This window comes from Streptomyces sp. NPDC046866 (assembly GCF_040704625.1).
GTDB lineage: Bacteria > Actinomycetota > Actinomycetes > Streptomycetales > Streptomycetaceae > Streptomyces.
In genome coordinates, this window is the sequence record NZ_JBEYXN010000021.1 from 116,410 (window position 1) to 132,616 (window position 16,207).

Below are 16,207 nucleotides of genomic sequence, written 5' to 3' on the forward strand. Positions count from 1 at the left end.
TACCGGAACAGTGACAGGGTCGGGACAGGACTGCGTCCTGGTGGTGATGGGCGTGTCCGGCACGGGCAAGACCACGGTGGGCCGGCTGCTCGCGGACGCGCTCGGCGTCCCGTACGCGGAGGGCGACGCCTTCCATCCCGCGGCCAACGTCGCCAAGATGTCCGCCGGCATCCCGCTGGACGACGACGACCGGCGGCCGTGGCTCGACGCGATCGGCGACTGGCTCCGCGGACGGCCCCCGGGGCAGGGGGCGGTGGTGTCGTGCTCCGCGCTCAAGCGCGCCTACCGGGACCGGCTGCGGTCGGCGGCGCCCGACGCCGTGTTCGTCCACCTCACCGGGGAGCGCTCGCTGATCGAGCGCCGCATGGCCGCCCGTGCGGAGCACTTCATGCCGCCGTCGCTCCTGGCCTCGCAGTTCGCCGCGCTGGAGCCGCTCCAGCCGGACGAGCCGGGCGTCGCGGTCGAGGTCTCCGGCTCCCCCGAGACCACTGCGGCCCGCGCCCTGGCGGCCCTGACCGACCGCCCCCGGCCACGGCATCCCTGACCCGGCCGGCCCCAAGCCCCTGGTATCGCGGGCCGTCCCGGGTGGGCCGTTCCGGCCGCGCGGCGGTTGGGGCGCGGGGGCCGGTGCGGTGCACCAGCGGCGCGGGGCGGGGTCGTCACTGTTCCCGCAGGCGGGCCGCGGCGAGGGACAGGCCGTCCGCGGCGGTGGCGCAGCGGTCGGCGAGGGCCGCGACCTCGGCCCTGAAGGCGGCGGCCTGCGGCCCCTGCCGCTCCAGTTCGTCGGCGGCCTCGCGCAGCCGGTCGGCATGGGCCTGGAGGGTGGCGCCATGGGCCCGCAGGCCCTCGGCAGGGTCGGGCCGGGGCGGCTCCAGCCGCGGTGCCGCGCTCACCGGCTGCGCCAGGGCTGCACGAGCAGCAGCCCACCGGTGCCGAGCAGACCCATGGTGTGCACGCAGCCGCGTTGGCCGCTGCGCGCGCCGGGGGATCCCTTCGGCTGCCGGCCCCGGTCCCGGTCCCGGTCCCGGCCGAGGAACGCCCGAACGGCGGCCCCGAGCCCCAGCAGCGGAGCGGCGGGCTCCGCCCGGCCGGTGGCCACCTGCCAGCCGGCGTGGTCGTTGAACGGGTTCGCGTCGGTCAGCGCGTTCCAGGCGAAGAGGTCGGCGAACGACGGCGCCAGCAGGGCGAAGGCCCGCTCGGCGCCCTGCTCGCGCATCACCCGCCGGAACGACCTCACGGCCGCGGCCTGCCGGTCCTCGGCGACCGCCCGGGCGATCGCCGCGCAGTCCGGGTCGGCCAGCAGCTCGGGCCGGTCCAGGCCGGCGGTGCGGATGCGGGCCTTGAGCCCGCAGACGGCGAGGCTGACGGCGAGGCTCTCCCGGCCGGTGAGGATCCCGGCGAGCCAGCCGGCCCGGGCGACGCCGCGGCCGCGCGGGGCCCACCCGAGGCCCGCCGGGTCGGTGAGGGTGCGCAGCAGGGTGCGGCGCGCGAGCCGGCGCCGCGCGTGGCGGCCGGGCCGGCGGGCGCGCCCGGGGCCGCCGGCCCGGCCGCGGTACGGCCCCGGGCGCCCGCCCGGTGCGGGCGCGGCGGCGGCCGGGAAGCGCGGCCCGAGGGCCAGCTCGGAGGCGTAGCGGGCGGCCTCTGCGACGGCATCGGCGGCCTCGGCGAGTTCGCGGCACACGGCGCCCAGCAGGTCTGCGTCCGGGTCGGCGGGCGCGGAGGAGGTTGCGGCGTCGGACATGGAATCCTCGCGGATGGTCGGTGACGGGGAGGGGGGGTGGACTGGCGACGCGGGGTGCGTCTGCGTCAGCGCCGGGTGAGCGTGAGGCGGATGCCGCGCGGGTCGAGCACCGCGGGCAGCGGCCCCGGCGGATCGAGGACCGGCCGGACGCCGGTGATCCGGCGCCGGCGCAGGAGCTCCGCGCAGAGCGCGGTGGTGAGCAGCAGTCCGAGCCGGTCGCCGGGGCAGCGGCCGGGGCCGTGCCCGAAGGGGGACAGGCGCAGGTCCTCGTCCGCGCCGGGCGTCTTCCAGCGCCCCGGTACGAAGACGTGCGCGGCGGGCACGTGCGCGGGGTCGCGCTGGTGGAAGTGGGCGGGCAGCAGGACGCAGGTGCCCGCCGGGTGGCGCACGCCCCGCCATTCGGTCTCGGCGCGGGTGATCCGGACCAGCTCGGGCACCGCCGGGTAGAGCCGCAGGGACTCCAGGACGCAGGCCCGCATCCGCACCAGGTCACGGGGGGAGGCGGAGGCTGCGGCCTCGGCGGCCGCGGCGGTCTGCTCGGCGGGGTGCGCGCCGAGCAGGAGCAGGGTGCGCAGCAGGGTTCCCGGGACGGTGTCCACGGCCCGCAGCCAGGGTTGGGGGCGGGCCGCGGGGCCGGCGTGGGGGGCGGCGCGGCCGGCGCGGACGTGCCCCTCGGCCGCGGCCGCGCGCTCGCGGCCCGCGCCGCGGCGGCACAGCCGGCCGAACAGGCCGGCGGGCGCCCCGGCGGCGTACGGGCCGGCCGGGAGGGCGGCGGCGGCCGGCGCACCGGGGGCGATCCGCCGGGCCAGGCGGGCCACGGCGTGCCGGACGCGGACCAGTTCGAGGGTGGAGGCGGCGGCCAGCAGCCGGGCCTCCTCGGCGATCACGGCGCCCAGCGCCTCGCAGGAGGGGGGTGCGGGCGCGGGGGGCGGCTCCGGCGCGGCCGGTTCGGCGTAGAACTGCCCGAAGTCCTGCGGGTCCAGCAGGACGAGCGCCCTTCCGGACAGGCCGCGTACGAGGACGGGCGCCCCGCCGTGGCGGTCGCGCAGGGCGCGCAGGGTCTCGGCGGAGAACGCCGGGCGGGCGCCGGGGACGCCGCGGACGAAGAAGGGGATCGCCCGGGTCGCGGCGAACCGGACCGACTCGGCGCGTCCCGCGGTCCGCACCGCCGGGCCGCGCGTGACGGCCGCGCGGGTCGTACCGGAACCGGCCATGCCCGCACCACCTCCCTGGGATCGGGCCGCTGGGGACCGCGGCGGGGCTCCGCGCACCGCCGGGTGCCGCCGGGTCTTGCCGGGGGCGGCCTCGTACGGGATGCGATCCGGAACCTCCGCGCGGCCGGGGCCAGCGGTCGGTGACATCGGGCCCACCGTACGTCGATCTTGGAGGCCCCGCGCTCCGAGTGCGGCCGGGACGGCCGGCGCCCGCGGGCGGGCGCGGCCGCAGCGCCCCGCGGCAGCGGCCGCCCCGCCTCCGCGCCCGGGCACGCCCGTCCGGGCGACGCACCGGCCCCGGGCCGCATCCCGCCCCGCGGGGCGGGCCGCCGACCGGGTGCGCGCAGGCGCCGGGGCTCAGCGGGCGGCCGGGGCGAAGACCGCCTCCCGGAAGGAGGTGCGCAGGGGTCCGCGCGGGGCGGCGGGCAGGAGCACGGCCCAGCGGCGCAGGGCGGGGGCGACCCAGACGGCGGCGGTGTCGCCGTACGTCCACGTGCCGTGGGGGCCCGGGTACCACAGGAGGCCGCGGGCAGGGGTGAGTTCGCCGGTGCGGATCCGCAGGGACTCCGTGGTCCAGGTCCGGGGAACGGGGTGGTCCGAGCGGCCGAGGAGGACGCCGAGGAAGCGGCCGAGGTCGGCGAGGGGGGCCTCGAGCGTGCCGCCGGTGCAGCGGGTGCCGGTCATGCCGAGGGGCTGCCAGATGCGGGTGGCGGCGAGCTCGGCCAGGGGCCCGCCGCCGAGGTGTTCGGCGAGCCGGGTGAGGGCGGCGTGGGCCGTGTGCGCCGCGCGGCGGCCGCCCGGGTGGGTGAGGAGGTGGTGGGTGGTCGTCCCCGAGGGGGTGTCGGCGGCGGCCTCGTGCCCGTACGCGGTGAGCGGGGTGTGCAGCCGCAGGACCTCCTCGGCCACCAGGCTGCCGATCACGGGCCACAGGGCGAGGACGGGGAAGAGTGCGCCGACGTCGCGGCCGGCCCCTTCGCCCCCGTCCTTGCCTTCCCCCACGCCTTCGCCTTCGAAGTCGGCGTGGGCGTCGGCGTCGCGGTCGCCGTACCGGCCGTGCTCCGATCCGGCGAGGGGGCCGTCCGGCCCCCCGAACGCCCATACGGCCTCCGGGTCGGCGACCCGGAGCACCTCGTGGACGCGGTCCGCCGTGCGGGCGGTCGCGGCGGCCGCCGCCCCGGGCGGGGCGGGCGGGGCGGGCGGGGCGGAGGGGTGCGGCACGGCGGCGGGGCCGAGGGGTTCGGCGCGTTCGCTGCTGAGCGTCATGGTGCCCCACGCTAGCCACCCTCGCCCCGCCCTCCCGGGCGCACCGCAGCGCAGTCGACGCCCTCCACCCGAATGCCCGGAAGTGCAGGGGGGCGGTCCGCCACGCGGTGGCGGGCCGCCCCCGGCTGCGCCTTTCGGCCGGGCGCTAGTGCGACGGCTGGTTCTTGTCCGGGCGGTCCGTCACCCGCAGGGTGTTCAGCAGCGGCTTGCCGAAGCCGGTGTGCTGCACGAAGCGGATGTTGAGGACGCCGTCCGTCACGGTGACCGTGTAGCTGCGCGTCACCGCGGCGTACGTGCCCGCCTCCAGGGAGACGTCCAGCGAGGGCAGGACCTCGGTGCCCTCGGCGAGGACGTCGAAGACGCGCCGGTTCGGCTTGGTGGACGACAGCTCCGCGAAGCCGAGTTCCACGGTGTACGTCCCGTTCGGCACGTTGTCGAAGCGGTATTCGTACATGCCCTCACGGGCGTTGCGGAAGAGCTTCTGCTCCTCCGTTCCGGCGATGGCGTGCCCCGTCGACCGGACCGAGGAGCTGCCCTGGTAGCCGTAGGAGCCGGCCGTGTAGGCGCGGTCGGGCGACCAGCCGTCGCCCAGCGAGTCGGTGCCGGGGCGGTCGGAGCCCGCGTCGAGGGCCACCTGGTAGCGCGGGACCACGATCTTCACGGGCACGGCGAGCACCGGTGCGCGGCCGCTGACCGAGGTGATCCGCAGGTTTGCCGTCAGCACGGAGCCGGCCGCCTGCCCCGTGGTGTCCACGGTGAGCGCCAGAGCGGCCTTTCCGCCGGTCGGAAGGTTCCCGGTCTCGGGGGTGGCGGTCAGCCAGGGCGCGTCCTCGGCGACCGTGAAGGCGGTGTCCAGGGTGCCGGTGTTGGTGAGGTCCAGGGTGCGGGTGCGTTTCTGGTCGGCCGGGAGGACGATCTCCACGGCCGGCCGGGACGGGTTCACGCGCGCCGTGCGCAGCGAGCGCGTGTGGGCGGTGACGCCGGCCTGCTCGACGGAGAGCGCCTCGGTGGCGCCCTCGTACGAGTCGGCCAGGACCGTGACGGTGCTGCGGCCGGACCGGGCCTGCAGGGCGTAGCTGCCGTCGGCGGCGGTGGTGGCCGTGACGGCGTCGGCGCCGGCGCCGACGGTGACGCTCGCCCCGGCCACGCCGTTGCCGTCGTTGGCGTCGAGCACGCGGCCGGCGACGACGCCGCTGCGGGTGGTGCGGAAGGCGAGGCTCAGGCCGTCGGTGATGACGGGGGTGTTGAAGGAGTAGGCGAAGGCATCGGTCCCGGTGGCGTTCTCCACGCCGACGGTGGCGGAGGAGCCGCCCTTCAGCCCGGTGCCGCCGGTGCCCTTGTAGGTGTACGTGACGGAGCCGTCCTCGCCGATCGCGGCCGAGAAGGAGAACGGGTCGGACTGGGCCGACCAGTGGGCGACCTTGCGCCATTCGATGACGTAGCTGCGGTGCGGGGCGGTCCCGGTCACGGCGGTGAACACGCCCGAGCCGCTGCCGGCCGGTCCGACCACGAGGTCGTCCCAGAACGGGTAGAGGGCCGCGTTGGGCGTGGCGGTGCTCGGGAGGTCGCCGTTGATGTCGCCGGTGTGGGCGCCGCCGAAGCTGACCGTGCCGTTCGTGCCGATCCAGGCCTGCCCGTACGTCTTGCCGTACAGCGGCAGCGGGAAGGGCAGGTCGACGCGCTCGGTGGTGTTGTCGCCGGTCAGCGCGAGCTGCCGGTCGCCGGCCTGGTACGGGCGGCCGCCCGCGGTGGAGCAGGCGTAGCCGTAGCCGTCCGTGCGTTCGGGCAGGGCGACGGCCACGGCGGTGTCCCCGGCGACGGTGGTCCGGGCGGTGCCGCCGGTGAGGCAGCGGGAGGGGTGCGTCGCCCGCACCTCGTACGTGCCGTGCGGCAGGGTGACCTCGAAGCGGCCCTGGTCGTCGGCGGTCGCGGTGACGGGGGTGTCCGCGATGGCGACGGCCGCGCCGGCGGCGGGTCCGGCCGGGGTGGTGACGGTGCCGGTGAGCCTGCCGGAGGGGGCCTGGGTGAGGGTGAAGTCCCCGGTGGCGGTGGCGTTCTCGGTGACCGTGGCGGTGGCGGTCTCCTGGCCGTAGCCGAACTTCGCGGCCGTCAGGGTGTACGTGCCGACCGACAGGGAGCGGAAGGTGTAGCTGCCGTCGGCCGCGGTGGTCGCCGTGCGGCTGATCGGCCCGGCGGCGGTGACCTTCACGCCGGCGACGGGCGCTCCGCCGGAGCGGACGGTGCCGCCGAGCGCGCCGGTCGCGCCGCGCGGGGCGGCGGTGGCTGCGGCGAGCACGTCGAGCCTGCCCTCGCCGAAGACGTTGTTGTTCGCGGCGGTGCCGCCGCACTGGCCGTTGTCGGTGTCCTGGGCGGTGCCGTTCAGCAGCGCCTCGGTCTGCGCGATGTCGCCGACGAGGGCGGGCGCGGCGGACCAGAGGAGGGCGACGGAGGCCGCTGTGTGCGGCGAGGCCATGGAGGTGCCGGAGAAGGAGGCGTACGCCCCGCCGGGGACGGAGGAGCGGACGTTCACGCCGGGGGCGGCGATGTTGGGCTTGACGATGCCGCCCGGGCCCGCACCGCGCGAGGAGAAGGAGGCGATGGCGCCGTCGGCGTCGAAGGCGCCGGAGCTGTAGGAGGCGGCGTAGTCGCCGGGCGAGCCGCTGGTGGCGCAGCCGGGGCCGGCGTTGCCGTTGGAGAAGGCGGGGAAGATGCCGGCGGCGCGCCAGGCGTCGACGATCTGCCTGTACCAGTCGTCGTGGGCCGCGCTGCCCCAGGAGTTGTTGACGACGTGCGGGGCGAGGTCGGGGCGGGGGTTGTGGCCGGCGAGGTCGGTCGGGGCGACGATCCACTGGCCGGCGGCGAGGAGGGAGGCCTCGGAGCAGGAGTTGGTCTCGCAGCCCTTGGCGGCGATCCAGCGGGCGCCGGGGGCCACGCCGATCCGGTTGGCGCCGCCGTCGTCGCCGACCATGGTGCCCATGGTGTGGGTGCCGTGGTCGTTGTTGTCGCAGGGCGCGGCGGTGGGGCAGATGCCGGCGGGGTCGAACCAGTTGTAGTTGTGGTCGTAGGAGCCGTCGGCGTTCCTGCCGCGGTACTGGCGGGTGACGGCGGGGTGGGTGACGTCGACGCCGCTGTCGATGTTGGCGACGACGATGCCCTCGCCGCGCACGCCGAGCCGGTCCCACACCTGGGGGGCCTTGATCCGGTCGATGTTCCATTCGACGGCGTCGGCGGCGGTCTGCTCCCGCTTGCCCTCGGCCGGGCGGGGGAGGGTGACCTTGTCGTCGGCGTCGATGCGCGCCACCTCGGGGCGGCCGGCGAGGGTGCCGGCGAGCTTCTCCGTGCCGACGACGCGGATCGCGTTGACGATCCAGTACGAGGTGTACTCGGCCCGGGCGCCGTCCAGGGCCTTGATCAGCTCGGCCTGCGTGCGGGCGGCGTGCTCCTGCTTGGTCCGCAGGACCGTTTCGGCCTTGGCTGCGCGGGTCTGCTGCCGCTGCGCCGCGCCGAGGTCGGCGGCGCTGTCGAGGTAGACCCAGAAGACGGTCTTGGCGGAGCCGTCGAGCTGGGCGCGGAGCTTGGGCTCGATCTTTCGCTCGGCCGCGCCGGGGGCGGGTCCGGGGCCGGGGGCGGCGGCTGCGGCGCCCGCGCCGAGGGGCAGGAGCAGCAGGGTCGTGAGGGCGGCGAGCGCCGTGCGTAAGGGCCGCCGGGATCGTCGTGGTGTGCGTTGGGCCACGTGTGGTCTCCTCGTACGCCGTGTGCAGATCGTGCGGATAAGGCGTGCGTGACGTGCGCGGTCATGGTGAAGGAAGCGTCATGCCCACTACAAGAGCGCCTCATGAGTCACCGCCGGCGCCGTGGCCGGGGCGGCCCGGGCGCGTCCGGGCCCCGTCCGGACCCCGGCCGGGCCCCGGACCGGCGCCCTCCGGGTGGCTCTTTCCGGCGCGGCGCGCCAGCCTGGGGGCATGACCGGTTCCGCGCCCCCCGAGCCGGCGGCCGCGCCGGAGCCGTCCGCGCCGGGCGTCGCGCTCGCCTCCGCCCAGGGCCGGTGGATCGTCCTGGCCACGGTGCTCGGCTCGACCATGGCGCTGCTCGACTCCACCGTGGTCAACGTCGCGCTCCCGCGGATGGGGCGGGACCTCGGGGCGGACCTGGCCGTGCTCCAGTGGACGGTCAACGCGTACCTGCTGACCCTGGCGGGGCTGATCCTCGTGGGCGGGGCGCTCGGTGACCGCTTCGGGCGGCGCCGGGTGTTCGTGCTGGGCGTGGTGTGGTTCGCGGCGGGGTCGCTGCTGTGCGGGATCGCCCCGAACGAAGGCGTCCTGATCGCCGCCCGCGCGCTGCAGGGCGTCGGCGGGGCCCTGCTGACCCCGGGTTCGCTGGCGCTGATCCAGGGCTCCATCGCCGCAGGGGACCGGGGCCGGGCCGTGGGGCTGTGGTCGGGGTTCGGCGGGGTGGGCGCGGCCGTGGGGCCGTTCGTCGGCGGGTGGCTGGTGGACGGGCCCGGCTGGCGCTGGGTGTTCCTGCTGAACGTGCCGGTGGCCGCGGTCTGCGTGCCGGTCGCGCTGCGGCACGTACCGGAGTCGCGGGACCCGGCGGCGCGCGGACGGTTCGACGTGCTCGGCGCGGCACTGGGGGCGGCGGCCCTCGCCCTGCTGACGTACGCGCTGATCGAGGCGCGGTCGGGATCGGCGGCGGTGACCGTCGCGGCCGCCGGCGGGGTGCTGCTGTCGGCGGTGTTCGTGTACGTCGAGCGGCGGCGGCCCGACCCGATGGTGCCGCCCGAGATCTTCGCTTCCCGGCAGTTCACCGCGGTCAACGTGGTCACGCTGTTCGTGTACGCGGCCTTCGGCGGGTTCTTCTTCCTCGTGGTGCTCCAGCTCCAGGTGGTCTGCGGGTACTCGGCGGTGGCCTCGGGCGCCGCGCTGCTGCCGACGACCGTGCTGATGCTGCTGCTGTCGGCCCGCTCGGGGGCGCTCGGGGAGCGGATCGGGCCGCGGATCCCGCTGACGGCGGGGCCGCTGCTGTGCGCGGCAGGCCTGCTGCTGATGCTGCGCGTGGGGCCCGGCGCCTCCTACGTGGCGGACGTGCTGCCGGCCCTCGTCGTGCTCGGCCTGGGCTTGACCGCGCTGGTGGCACCGCTGACCGAGGCCGTGCTCGCCTCCGTGGACCCGGGGCGGGCGGGCCTGGCCAGCGGCATCAACAACGCGGCCGCGCGGGTGGCGGGGCTGTTGGCGGTGGCGGCCCTGCCGCTGCTGACCGGCATGGGGGCGGAGGCCTACCTCTCGGCGCCCGAGTTCGACGCCGCGTTCGAGCGGGCCATGCTCTGGTGCGCGGGGGCGCTGGCGGTCGGGGCCGCCGTGGCGTGGACGACCGTGCGCACCCCGCAGCCCGCGGCGTGCCATCCGCAGTGCCGCACCCACTGCGCGGTGTCCGCTCCCCCGCTGGAACGCCCCGCCGAGCCGACCGCCCCGCGGGAGACCGCCTAGTGCCGTGACCGGCCGGCGCGGAGGCGGGTGAGGAGCCGGTGTGCCGGAGCGCCACGCCGACCTCGGGGCGGGTGCGGCCATCACCGCCGCCGGGACCTCTGCCTCGTGAGCGGGCCCGCGGTCGCGGAGGTCCGCCGCCACACCCCGGCCGCGGCGTGCCTCGGGTGGGCGGGACGCTCCCGTCCGGTTCCGCGCGGGCCGTGAAGGGCCTGAAGTTACCTAGCCGTATGTAGTGACTTCATGCACATGCAGCAGTAGAACTCGTTCCCATTCCCCCACGAGTGAGGAACATCACATGAGCGACAAATGCCAGTGCAGCAACGGCCTGCATGGGATATCGCGACGCGGATTCATCACTGGAACGGGTTCTCTTCTCGGGGCGGCCGTCCTCGGCGGACCGGCCACCGCCGGCCCCGCCGCAGCGGACACCACTGCCGGCCCCATCGCGTCCGGGGCGCACGTGCCGGTCCTGGTGATCGGCACCGGCTACGGCGGCTCGGTCGCCGCCCTGCGCCTGGCCCAGGCGGGCGTCGACGTCCACATGGTCGAGATGGGCATGGCCTGGGACACGCCCGGCCCCGACGGCAAGGTCTTCTGCAACACCACCAGCCCCGACCAGCGCTCCTACTGGCTGCGCACCAGGACCAAGCAGCCGCTGAGCAACTTCCTCGGCTTCCCCATCGACAGGGACATCCCGCGCTACACCGGCATCCTCGACGCCGAGGAGATGGGCGGGATCATCGTCTACCAGGGCCGCGGCGTCGGCGGCGGCTCGCTCGTCAACGGCGGCATGGCGGTCACCCCTAAGCGCTCCAACTTCGCCGCCATCCTGCCGTCGGTGGACCCCGACGAGATGTACGGCACGTACTACCCGCGGGCCAATGCCGGGCTCGGCGTGGGCCTGGTGGACCCGGCCTGGTTCGACACGGTGGACTGCTACCAGTTCGCCCGGGTCGGCCGCAGGCACGCCCAGCGCTCCGGGTTCCCCTTCGTCTTCGTCCCCGACGTCTACGACTGGGACTACATGAAGCAGGAGGCGGCCGGCACCGTCCCGAAGTCGGCGGTGGCCGGGGAGATCCTCTACGGCAACAACCACGGCAAGAAGTCGCTCCAGAAGACCTACCTCGCCGAGGCCCGGGCCACGGGCCGGGTCACCATCTCGCCGCTGCACAAGGTCACTTCGGTCTCCCCCGCGGCCGGCGGCGGCTACAGCGTCGCCATCGACCAGATCGGCACCTCCGGCGACACCACCGCCACCAAGACCGTCACCGCCGACCGGGTCTTCTTCGCGGCGGGCAGCGTCGGCACGAGCAAACTGCTCGTCCGGCTGAAGGCGACCGGCGCCCTGCCGGGACTCAACGGGGAGATCGGCAAGGGCTGGGGCGACAACGGCAACGTCATGTGCGGCCGCGCCAACCACATCTGGGACCCCACCGGCAAGGTCCAGGCCTCGATCCCCTGCGGCGGCATCGACAACTGGGACGCGGGCGGCGCCTTCGCCGAGGTGGCCCCCCTGCCGACCGGCATCGAGACGTACGCCTCCTTCTACCTGTCGATCACGAAGAACCCGAACCGCGCCGAGTTCACGTACGACGCGGCCTCGGGCACGGTCGGGCTGAACTGGCAGCGGGCGTGGAAGCAGCCCTCCATCGACATGGCCCGGACCATCTTCGACAGGATCAACGCGAAGGAGGGGACGATCTACCGGAGCGACCTCTTCGGCACCGACAAGGTCTGGGGCGACCACCTGACCTACCACCCGCTCGGGGGCGCCGTACTGGACCGGGCCACCGACAACCACGGCCGCCTGCACGGACACCCGGGCCTGTACGTGATCGACGGCGCTCTGATCCCCGGCAACACGAGCGTCAACCCGTTCGTCACCATCACGGCCCTGGCGGAGCGCAACATCGAGAGGATCATCGCCACCGACCTGTAGGGGGCGGCGCGGCGCCGCAGGCGCGCCCGCGGGGGAAGAGCGGGGCCGCCGGACGCACCGGCCGGCCCCGTACCGCTGTCGGTCCCCGTGCTCCTCAGTGCCCCGGCAGGACGCAGACGCTGTCGAGGCCGAGCACGTGGTTGAGCCGGCCGAACGCCAGCCAGGACCCGATGCTCATGGTGAGCTCCACGATCTCGAGCTGGCTGTACTGCGCCGTCATCCGCTCCCAGAACGCATCGTCCAGGTGGTGGTGGTCGAGGGTGTAGCGCTCGGCGTACTCCGCGGCCAGCCGGGTGCGCGCGTCGAACCGGTCGGTGGTCCGCCAGGCGGCCACCGCGTCGGCGAACTCCTCCTCGACCTTCTGCCCGTCGCGCTCGGTCCGCCAGTCCAGGCAGAAGACGCACCCGTTGATCTGGGCGACGCGCAGCCGCGCGGCCTCGAACTCGCGCAGCCCGAGGGTGGAGTGGGCGTACACGGCCAGGGAGAAGTTCGCGGCGGCCGTCCCGATCCCGGGGACCATGTCGCCCCACACGTACTCGATCGGGTGCTGCCCTTCGGGTATGTCGATCCTCATGCCGGTCATGGCTGTGTCCTTCCGGGTCTGCCGAGTCTGCCGACGGCGGGGCGCAGTGGGACGTCGAGGGCGTCGTAGAGGCCGGGCGGGGCGTCCACCAGCCAGTCGATGGCGCCGACCAGGCGGCCGACGGCGGTGGCGTTGCCGCCGGCGGAGCGGTTGCCGCCCTCGTCGGCGGCCTCGACGGTGACCTCGATGTGCGGGCGGCCCTCGATGATCACCCGGTGGGCGCCGTCGCCGCCGTCCGGCGGGACGGGCCAGTCGGGGGCGCAGGAGGCGTGGATGCGGGTGACGTGTTCGATGACGAGCCGGGGCTCGCCGTCGACGACGCCCTGCACCTCGAAGCGGACGGCGCCCTGGGTGCCGGCCTCGAAGACGCCCATGGCCGGGGTGGTGACGGTCCGTTCGAGGGCGCGGCGGTCGACGGTCTCGCGGATCTCGTCGAGTTCGACGCCGAGGGCCCGGGCCATCATGCGGATCTGCCCGCCCCACACCAGGGTGGGGACGGCAGGGGCCAGCATCATCGGCAGGCGGTCCAGGGGATGGCCCATGCCGACGAGGTCGCGGACGGAGTCGGGTTGGTCGTACGTGGAGTAGTCGAAGATCTCCTGGCAGCGGATGGCGTCGATCCGGGTGCCGAGTCCGCTGAGCAGGAGCGGCAGCACGTCGTTGCCCCAGCCGGGGTCGACGCCGGAGGCGAACAGGGAGCCGCCGCCCTCCGCGACGGCGGCCGCGACAGGGTCGCGGAACTCCGGCGGGGCGCTGCGGTGGTCGTAGAGCGGGTAGAGGGCCGGGCTGACGACGACGGCGCCGGCGCGGAGAGCCCGGGTGATGTCGCTGAGCGCCCCGTCGGGGCGGACGTCGCCGGTCGCCGCGTAGACGACGGCCCGCGGCCGGGCGGCGAGGACGGCTTCGACGTCGTCGGTGGCCAGGACGCCGGTGTCGTGGCCGAGTCCGCCGAGCCGGCCCGCGTCGCGGCCGACCTTGTCGGGATGGTGGACGATGACGGCGGCCAGTTCCAGTGCCGGATGGGCCGCCACGGCACGGATGGCCAACCGGCCGACGTTGCCGGTGCCCCAGACAACCGTGGGAATCATGCGCGGAGGGTAGCGGCAGGACCTGCAGGTTCCTAGAGCCGCGAGGGGCGGACTGCCGGGCCGGTCATTGGTTCTGACCGCCCAGCAGGAAGAGGAGGTAGACGAAGAAGGCGAAGAGGTGGCCGACGAACAGGTAGGCGATCAGCCGGATCAGCAGTCCACGCGGGAACTTTCCTTGCAGGCGCATGGGGGTGGGGCTCCTTGGCTCCGGGCCCTGGTGTCCGGGCCCTGGTCTCTGGGCTCTTTGCTCTTGCCCTCGGCTTCGTGCTTCGGGCTTTGGGCTTTGGGCTTTGGGCTTTGGGCTTTGGGCTTCGGGCTTCGGGCTTCGGGCACTCGGCTGCGGGCGGCTCCTGGCCCTGGGCCCGGCCCTTCAGGGGCGGTGGTGGGTGGGCGCGGCGCCGGGGCCGCCGCCGAGGCACAGCCCGGCGAGGCTGCTCTGGAGCAGCGTGTGCACGAACAGCAGGTCGGCGCCGCCGGCGGTGGCAGCGGCGATCCGGTGCGGGGTGAGCGAGTCGAAGTGCGCGCTGTCCCCCGGCTCCAGCAGGTACTCGGCCTCCGCCAGATGCAGGCGCAGCCGCCCCTTGAGGACGTACAGCCATTCCTCGCCGGGGTGTACGCGGACCAGCTCGCCCTGGCTGCGGCCGTGCGGCACGTGCACCCGCAGGGCCTGCATGCCGCGGCCGGAGCCGCCGGCCTGCCAGTACGTCCAGCCGTCGGCCTCCCGGGCCCCCGGGCCGCCCGCGCGGATGACGGGGTCGGCCACGGCGGGGGTCTCGCCGAGCAGCTCGGAGACCGTCGTACCGTAGGTGCGGGCGAGTCCGAGCAGGAGCGGCAGCGAGGGCTGGCGCCGCCCGGTCTCCAGTCGGGAGAGGTGGGCCGGCGAGAGCCGGGCCCGCGCGGCGGCCGCCTCCAGGGTGAGTCCGGCGCGGCGGCGCAGCTCGCGCAGCTGCGGAGCCACGGCGGGCAGCTCGTCGGAGTCGGTGCCGGCGGAGGGTGCGGCCGCCTCGTCGGGGCCGCCGGGACCGGGAGGACCTGGTGTCATGCCCCGATTGAGCCAGAACCTTGCCTGTCTGGCAATCCGCATTGCCTCTGGGGCAAAACCGCCCCCCTGGCCCTTGTTCCGGCCGTCTCAGGATCCTCCGCCGGTGCCGCCGCCAGCGCCGTCGTCCCTCGCGCCGGGAGCCGGTCCGCCGAGGACCGTCTCCACGGTGTCGGCCTGGTCGGCGCTCTTGTCGGGGCGGTGCCGCAGGACCCGGGCGAAGCGCAGCGCGACCCCGGCCGGGTAGCGCGGGGAGCGCTGGAGCCCGTCGTAGGCGATCTCCACGACGAGCTCGGGCCGTACCCGGACCGTGAAGCCGTCGTCCCGGACGGCCAGCTCGCGCAGCCGGGCCGTCTGCCAGCGCAGCATCTCGTCGGTCAGCCCCTTGAAGGTCTTGCCGAGCATGGCGAAGGTGCCGTCGGCGGCCCGGGCGCCCAGGTGCAGGTTCGACAGGAACCCGGTGCGCCGGCCGTGGCCCCACTCGGCGGCGAGGACGACGAGGTCCAGGGTGTGGACCGGTTTGACCTTGAGCCAGTGGCGGCCGCGCCGGCCGGCCGCGTACGCCGATTCCAGGGACTTGGCCATCACGCCCTCGTGCCCGCGGCGCAGGGCCTCGGCCCAGAACTCCTCGGCCGCGTCCGCCTGCGCCGCCGGGTCCTCCACCGCGAGCCGCCGGACCCGGTGCTCCTCGGGCACCAGGGCGGCGAGGACCGCGTACCGCTCGCGGACGGGCCGGTCCAGCAGGACGTCCCCGCCCGCGGCGAGCACGTCGAAGAAGTACGGGGTGACGGGCAGGGTCCGGCGGGCGGTCTCGACGTCGATGCGGGACCCGACCCGGCTCGCGATGTCCTGGAAGGGCACCGGTCGGCCGTCCGCGCGCTGCCCGATGACCTCGCCGTCCAGGATGAACCGGTCGCCCGCGAAGGTCCGCGCCGCCTGGACCACCTCGGGCAGCCGGCCGGTGATCTCGTCCAGGGAGCGCGTGTAGACGTGGATCTCCTCGCCGTCGCGGTGCACCTGCACCCGGATGCCGTCGAGCTTCTCCTCCACCGCGCAGGGCCCGAGCGCGGCCAGCGCCTCGGCGACCGACGCGGCCGTGTGGGCCAGCATCGGCTGTACGGGCTGCCCCACGCGCAGGGTGAAGCGGCCGAGGGCGTCGGGGCCCTCGGCCAGCACCGCGGCGCCCACCCGGGGCAGCGAGCCGTCCAGCATCACGGCGCGGCGCAGCTCGGCGGCCGGTACCCCGGCGGCCGCGGCCACGCCCTCCAGGGCCACCGCATCGAGGGCGCCCTGGCGGACCTCTCCGGACAGCAGGCTGCGCAGGAACCGCTGCTCGGCTGCGGTGGCAGCGCCGAACAGGGCGTCGAGGATCCGGCGGCGCTCGGCCTGGGATCCCGTACCGGCGACCGCGGCGAGTGCGGCCACCGCCGCGTCGACCTCGGCGACGCCCAGGGTCGGGTGGTCCGCGGGGGCCACCTCCCGGCCGAGGGAGCTCCAGCCCAGGCCGGGCCGGCCCTGCGGGAGCCGTCCGGCCAGGTACGAGATGACCAGCGCGGCCTCGGCGGCGGGCGCGGCGGCGAAGAGCTCCGCGAGCAGGGCGGTCTTGCGGGACCGGGCGGAGGTCTCGGCGACCTCCCGGGAGACGCGCGCGACCTCGGCGAGCAGCATGCCGACATCCTCCCGCCGCCGGGCGGTGCGCGCAGGTCGGGCGCGTGGAGGGCGGGGCGAAGACGGCGGGCGCGTGCACGGCGGCGCGCATACCGCGGGCGCGGTACGCCGGGACGGCGGCCGTAGTCCTCAAGGAGGTGGGCGGCTCCGCCTCGGGGCGCTGAGCGGGCGCGGGGGCGGCGTCTA

13 protein-coding genes are annotated in these 16,207 nt (G+C 75.8%); 3 read left to right on the forward strand and 10 right to left on the reverse strand.

The genetic code is table 11. The features are described from left to right. The first annotated feature begins 46 nt into the window (after nucleotides 1-46). Nucleotides 47-544 carry a gluconokinase gene (locus AB0953_RS26750; RefSeq protein ID WP_366862146.1) on the forward strand — a complete coding sequence of 166 codons (498 nt, stop codon included), beginning with the start codon at nucleotides 47-49 and terminating at the stop codon, nucleotides 542-544. Nucleotides 545-659: 115 nt separating this feature from the next. Here AB0953_RS26750 and AB0953_RS26755 read toward each other — a convergent pair whose 3' ends face one another. The 5 genes from AB0953_RS26755 to AB0953_RS26775 all read right to left on the reverse strand — a co-directional run bounded on the left by AB0953_RS26755 (nucleotide 660) and on the right by AB0953_RS26775 (nucleotide 7,951). Further along, a complete protein-coding gene (locus tag AB0953_RS26755; protein ID WP_366862114.1) occupies nucleotides 660-893 on the reverse strand; it encodes a hypothetical protein in 234 nt (77 codons plus the stop codon). Continuing rightward, nucleotides 890-1,741: a hypothetical protein gene (locus tag AB0953_RS26760; protein ID WP_366862115.1), complete on the reverse strand. Its 852-nt coding sequence runs from the start codon at nucleotides 1,739-1,741 to the stop codon at nucleotides 890-892. Before AB0953_RS26760 ends, AB0953_RS26755 begins: the two co-directional genes overlap by 4 nt. Before the next feature lie 65 nt (nucleotides 1,742-1,806). After that, entirely contained in the window at nucleotides 1,807-2,955 is a 1,149-nt protein-coding gene (locus AB0953_RS26765; RefSeq protein ID WP_366862116.1) for a cytochrome P450, read from the reverse strand. Between the two features lie 357 nt (nucleotides 2,956-3,312). Continuing rightward, nucleotides 3,313-4,218, reverse strand: coding sequence for a hypothetical protein (locus tag AB0953_RS26770; RefSeq protein WP_366862117.1), 906 nt, complete (start codon nucleotides 4,216-4,218; stop codon nucleotides 3,313-3,315). A 145-nt stretch (nucleotides 4,219-4,363) separates the two neighbouring features. Beyond that, a complete protein-coding gene (locus AB0953_RS26775; RefSeq protein ID WP_366862118.1) occupies nucleotides 4,364-7,951 on the reverse strand; it encodes a S8 family serine peptidase in 3,588 nt (1,195 codons plus the stop codon). A gap of 229 nt (nucleotides 7,952-8,180) precedes the next feature. Between AB0953_RS26775 and AB0953_RS26780 the strand changes: the two genes are divergently transcribed. Both AB0953_RS26780 and AB0953_RS26785 read left to right on the forward strand, forming a co-directional pair. Beyond that, entirely contained in the window at nucleotides 8,181-9,704 is a 1,524-nt protein-coding gene (locus AB0953_RS26780; protein WP_366862119.1) for an MFS transporter, read from the forward strand. 295 nt (nucleotides 9,705-9,999) lie between these two features. Continuing rightward, nucleotides 10,000-11,643: a GMC oxidoreductase gene (locus AB0953_RS26785; protein ID WP_366862120.1), complete on the forward strand. Its 1,644-nt coding sequence runs from the start codon at nucleotides 10,000-10,002 to the stop codon at nucleotides 11,641-11,643. Nucleotides 11,644-11,737: 94 nt separating this feature from the next. Here the strand turns inward: AB0953_RS26785 and AB0953_RS26790 are convergent, their stop codons facing one another. The 5 genes from AB0953_RS26790 to AB0953_RS26810 all read right to left on the reverse strand — a co-directional run bounded on the left by AB0953_RS26790 (nucleotide 11,738) and on the right by AB0953_RS26810 (nucleotide 16,021). Next, nucleotides 11,738-12,217, reverse strand: a complete 480-nt coding sequence (locus AB0953_RS26790; RefSeq protein WP_366862147.1) for a carboxymuconolactone decarboxylase family protein — start codon at nucleotides 12,215-12,217, stop codon at nucleotides 11,738-11,740. Between the two features lie 5 nt (nucleotides 12,218-12,222). Then, nucleotides 12,223-13,314 (reverse strand): dihydrodipicolinate reductase, encoded by a 1,092-nt coding sequence (locus tag AB0953_RS26795; RefSeq protein WP_366862121.1) that lies wholly within the window; start codon nucleotides 13,312-13,314, stop codon nucleotides 12,223-12,225. Nucleotides 13,315-13,378: 64 nt separating this feature from the next. Then, on the reverse strand, nucleotides 13,379-13,501 hold the full coding sequence (locus AB0953_RS26800) for a DUF6126 family protein (protein WP_361910054.1): 123 nt from the start codon (nucleotides 13,499-13,501) through the stop codon (nucleotides 13,379-13,381). A gap of 183 nt (nucleotides 13,502-13,684) precedes the next feature. Further along, entirely contained in the window at nucleotides 13,685-14,356 is a 672-nt protein-coding gene (locus AB0953_RS26805; protein ID WP_366862122.1) for an XRE family transcriptional regulator, read from the reverse strand. An 87-nt stretch (nucleotides 14,357-14,443) separates the two neighbouring features. Next, complete coding sequence (locus AB0953_RS26810) at nucleotides 14,444-16,021, reverse strand: ATP-dependent DNA ligase (RefSeq protein ID WP_366862123.1); 1,578 nt, start codon at nucleotides 16,019-16,021, stop codon at nucleotides 14,444-14,446. Between the last annotated feature and the right edge of the window lie 186 nt (nucleotides 16,022-16,207).